This window comes from Streptomyces solincola, from assembly GCF_002982015.1.
Taxonomy (GTDB): Bacteria; Actinomycetota; Actinomycetes; order Streptomycetales; family Streptomycetaceae; genus Streptomyces; species Streptomyces solincola.
Genome location: NZ_PVLV01000352.1, coordinates 1 through 3747 on the forward strand (window position 1 = coordinate 1; position 3747 = coordinate 3747).

Here is a 3747-nt window from a genome sequence, read left to right on the forward strand (position 1 = left end):
GCCGCTCATCGAAGCCTGCATGCACCAGGACGCGAGCCGCCGGCGAACAGGTGCGGGGCGAGCTGCGCCTGGAGGTCGGCCGGGGTGGGCCGGCGGCTCGCGTCCTGGTGCATGCAGGCTTCGATGAGCGGCCGCAGCTCCTCGGGCAGGCCCTCCAGGTCGGGGCCCTCGCGCAGCAGCATGAAGACCGTCTCGACCGGGTTGGCGCCGTGGAAGGGGGCGTGCCCGGTGGCGGCGAAGACGAGCGTCGAGCCGAGCGAGAAGACGTCGCTGGCTCCGGTGACGCTGCGCGAGTCGCGGGCCTGCTCGGGGGACATGTAGGCGGGCGTCCCGACGGCGACGTTGGTCATGGTCAGCCGGGTGTTGGAGACGCCGGAGGCGATGCCGAAGTCGATGACCCGGGGCCCGTCCTCGACCACCAGCACGTTCGACGGCTTGAGGTCGCGGTGCACGAGGTCCGCGCCGTGGATGGACTCCAGGGCCTCGGCGATGCCGGCCGCCAGCCACCGCACGGCCTGCGCGGGCAGCGGCCCGCACTCGTTGACGATCTCCTCCAGGGAGGGCGCGGGGACGTAAGCGGTGGCCAGCCACGGCACGGCGGCCCGCGGGTCGGCGTCCACCACGGCCGCCGTGTAGAAGCCGGAGACGGCCCGGGCGGCCTCCACCTCGCGGGTGAAGCGGACGCGGAACAACTGGTCGTCGGCGAGCTCGGTCCGCACCGTCTTGATCGCCACCCGCCGGCCGGACGCCGACCGTGCGAGATACACCAGGCCCATGCCGCCGGCGCCGAGCCGGGCCAGCACCTCGAAGGGACCGATCCGTCTCGGGTCGTGCTGCGTGAGCTGATCCACTTGGCTGCCACCTCCCCGTCGGGGCCCTTGGGATGGACGGCCCCATGGCCCCTGATTCTTCCTGTCCGGGGCGGTGGTGGCGAACCCGGGGGCGGATCGGGGTGTCCCGTGCCTTTCCGGGCGCTCCCCGGGCTCGGCTTGGCCGGATCTACGCGGCCTTCGGCTCGGCCAGCACGGCGAACACGGCCCCCTGGTCGTCGGCGATGAGCGCGATCCGGCCGTACGGGGTGTCGAACGGCGGCTCGTTGACCCGGCCCCCCAGCTCGGCGGCGCGGGCGGCGGTCTCGTCGCAGTCGGCGACCGAGAAGTAGACCAGGAAGTGGGCCGGCATCGCCGCCGGGAACGCGTCCGTGATCACGCTCCTGCCGCCGACCGCGTTCTCGTCGCCGGCCGTCGTCCCCGCCGGCGACCAGACCCGGAAGTCCACGCTGGCGTCGTCCAGGTCGTGGACCTGGAAGCCGAACACCGTCTCGTAGAAGGCGTCCACCCGGTCCTTGTCCCGGGTGTAGACCTCGGTCCAGCAGAACGACCCGGGCTCGCCCTGCCGCTCGAAGCCGTGCCGGCGGCCGGCCTCCCAGAGCGAGAAGACCGCGCCGCCGGGGTCGGCGGCCTGGGCGACGACGGCGACGTCGCCGGTGAGCGGCACCGGGTCGGTGATCACCAGGCCGCCGGCCTCGGTCACCCGGCGGGCGGCGGCCACCGCGTCGGGGGTGGCCAGGTAGACGTTCCAGGTGGTGGGCATCCGGCCGTCCCCCTTGGGCGCGAGCGCGGCGACCCGCCGGCCGTCCCGGTAGGCGGTGGTGTACGGGGCGGGGCCGGCCGGGCTGCCGGGCGCGGCCCGCTGCTCGCCGAGCAGCCCGGAGCCGCCGTCCTGCTCCTCGAAGGTCCAGTCGAACAGCTCCCCGTAGAAGCGCTTGCCGGCCCGCAGGTCGGGGAGCAGCACGTCCGCCCAGCAGGGGGTGCCTTCCGAGAATGCGCCCATGGAGCTGATCCCTTTCTCGTGGCCCCCGGTGAACGGTGATCCGCGACCCGCTATCCGGTGAAGCTGTGCACCTCTGCGAGATCGACTCCTCCCACGCTAAAGGCGCTTGGCCCGCGCCGCAGGAAAGAGCACTACCGGCATTCCCCGAATCCGCCCCGAATCCGGTGGGGAAGTGCGCCGTCACAGGGGGCCGCTCACCGGCCCCTCACCCCATTGCAGTCCGCCGAATAGCGCTCCGATCGTGCGTCGGTAAGCTGACCGCATGACAGGACAAGTACGTACCGTCGACGGCCGCGTGGCCGGACGTCGCGGCCAGGCGACGCGGCAGAAGCTGCTCGACTGCCTCAGCGAGATGCTCGGTTCCTCGCCGTACCGGGACGTCAAAGTCATCGACGTCGCCCGTAAGGCGGGGACTTCTCCGGCGACCTTCTACCAGTACTTCCCGGACGTCGAGGGCGCGGTCCTCGAAATCGCCGAGGAAATGACGAAGGAAAGCGGGGAGCTGGCCGCGCTGGCGGCCGGCCGATCCTGGGTCGGCAAGGCCGCGTGGCAGACCTCCGAAGAGCTGGTGGAGGGTTTCCTCGACTTCTGGCGGCGCAACGACGCGTTGCTGCGGGTGATCGACCTGGGCGCGGCCGAGGGCGACAAGCGGTTCGCCAAGATCCGCATGAAGATCCTCGGTTCGGTGACCTCGGGAATCTCCGACGCGGTCAAGGAGCTCCAGGCCAAGAACCGGGTGGACAAGGACGTCAACCCGGCGGCGGTGGCGGGCGCGTTGGTCACCATGATGGCCGGCGTCGCCTCCCAGCCGAAGGCGTTCCAGACCTGGGGCGTCAAGGCCGCCGAGGTGAAGCCGAACCTCGCGATGCTGATCCACCTCGGCATCACCGGCAAGAAGCCGTCCCGCTGACCTGCGGCCACGCCCTTCCGCAGTAACGTTCCGCCGCCCGCTCCCCCGCGCCGCGCCCCGCCCCGCCGCCGGTCCTGTCACGGCGGGGAGGCGGGGGCCGCATGATGTCCCCATGGACCAAGCCCGCTTCGACGAGATCCTGCGCTCCCGGCCCGTCTGGGACACCGAGCTGCCCGCCTTCGACCCGGACCGGGCCCCCTCGTCGCCACTCGCCCTCTTCCACGACTGGTTCGCCGCTGCCGCCGAGGCCGGGCAGGCCGAGCCGCACACCATGGCGCTGGCCACGGTGGACGCCGAGGGCCGCCCGGACGTCCGGATCGTCATCCTGCACGGCGCGGACGAGCGCGGCTGGCACTTCGCCACCCACGCCACCAGCGCGAAGGGCCGCCAGCTCGCCGCCGCCCCGGACGCCGCCCTGTGCTTCTACTGGCCCGCCCAGGGCCGCCAGATCCGGGTGCGCGGCTCGGTCCTCTCCGGCACCCCCGAGGAGGCGTACGCCGACCTGCACGTGCGCTCCACCGGCGCGCTGGCGGCGGCCCTGGTCGGCCGCCAGAGCGAGGTACTCGACTCCCTGCCCACCCTTCACCGGGCGGGCGACGCGGCCTGGCGGCGCGCGCAGGACGAGCCCGACGCGACCGCCGAGACCTGGACCGTCTACGCGCTGACCGCCACCGAGGCGGAGTTCTTCCAGGGCGACGCCCGCCGCCGCCACGTACGCCTGCGCTACCGCCGCGACCCGGACGCCGCCGACACCTGGACCCGCGACCTCCTCTGGCCGTGAGCCGTCCGCGGCCCCCGCGCTCCCGCACGCACGCTCGGCACCCGCTCCGCTACCCTGCGCGCATGCCTCAGCACACCGGCAAGCCCTCCGCCCGTGCCTTCGCGCTCACCGCCGGCGCGGCGACCGCCCTGCTGGCCGCCACCGCCGCGCAGCTCCTGCTTCCGCACGCCGCCGCCACGCAGACCCGCCACACCCTCGCCCAACCCGTCCCGCCGCCCCCGCC

The 3747-nt window shown here is 73.6% G+C and carries 3 protein-coding genes and 1 pseudogene; 2 read left to right on the forward strand and 2 right to left on the reverse strand.

The features are described from left to right. Nucleotides 1–32: 32 nt before the first annotated feature. Together C6N75_RS21385 and C6N75_RS21390 are read right to left on the reverse strand one after the other, a co-directional pair. Nucleotides 33–851 (reverse strand): annotated as a pseudogene (locus C6N75_RS21385) (serine/threonine-protein kinase); the annotation flags it as partial. 148 nt (nucleotides 852–999) lie between these two features. Continuing rightward, entirely contained in the window at nucleotides 1000–1833 is an 834-nt protein-coding gene (locus C6N75_RS21390) for a VOC family protein (protein WP_105870528.1), read from the reverse strand. A gap of 262 nt (nucleotides 1834–2095) precedes the next feature. Here C6N75_RS21390 and C6N75_RS21395 point away from each other — a divergent pair, with 262 nt between their 5' ends. Further along, nucleotides 2096–2743, forward strand: a complete 648-nt coding sequence (locus tag C6N75_RS21395; RefSeq protein ID WP_105870529.1) for a TetR family transcriptional regulator — start codon at nucleotides 2096–2098, stop codon at nucleotides 2741–2743. A 112-nt stretch (nucleotides 2744–2855) separates the two neighbouring features. Next, entirely contained in the window at nucleotides 2856–3524 is a 669-nt protein-coding gene (locus tag C6N75_RS21400; RefSeq protein WP_105870530.1) for a pyridoxine/pyridoxamine 5'-phosphate oxidase, read from the forward strand. The last annotated feature ends 223 nt before the right edge of the window (nucleotides 3525–3747 follow it).

Bases quoted from the DNA above. Each gene is read 5' to 3' on its own strand.
- C6N75_RS21390 (WP_105870528.1), bottom strand. From the start codon at position 1,833: ATGGGCGCATTCTCGGAAGGCACCCCCTGCTGGGCGGACGTGCTGCTC.
- C6N75_RS21400 (WP_105870530.1), top strand. From the start codon at position 2,856: ATGGACCAAGCCCGCTTCGACGAGATCCTGCGCTCCCGGCCCGTCTGG.
- C6N75_RS21395 (WP_105870529.1), top strand. From the start codon at position 2,096: ATGACAGGACAAGTACGTACCGTCGACGGCCGCGTGGCCGGACGTCGC.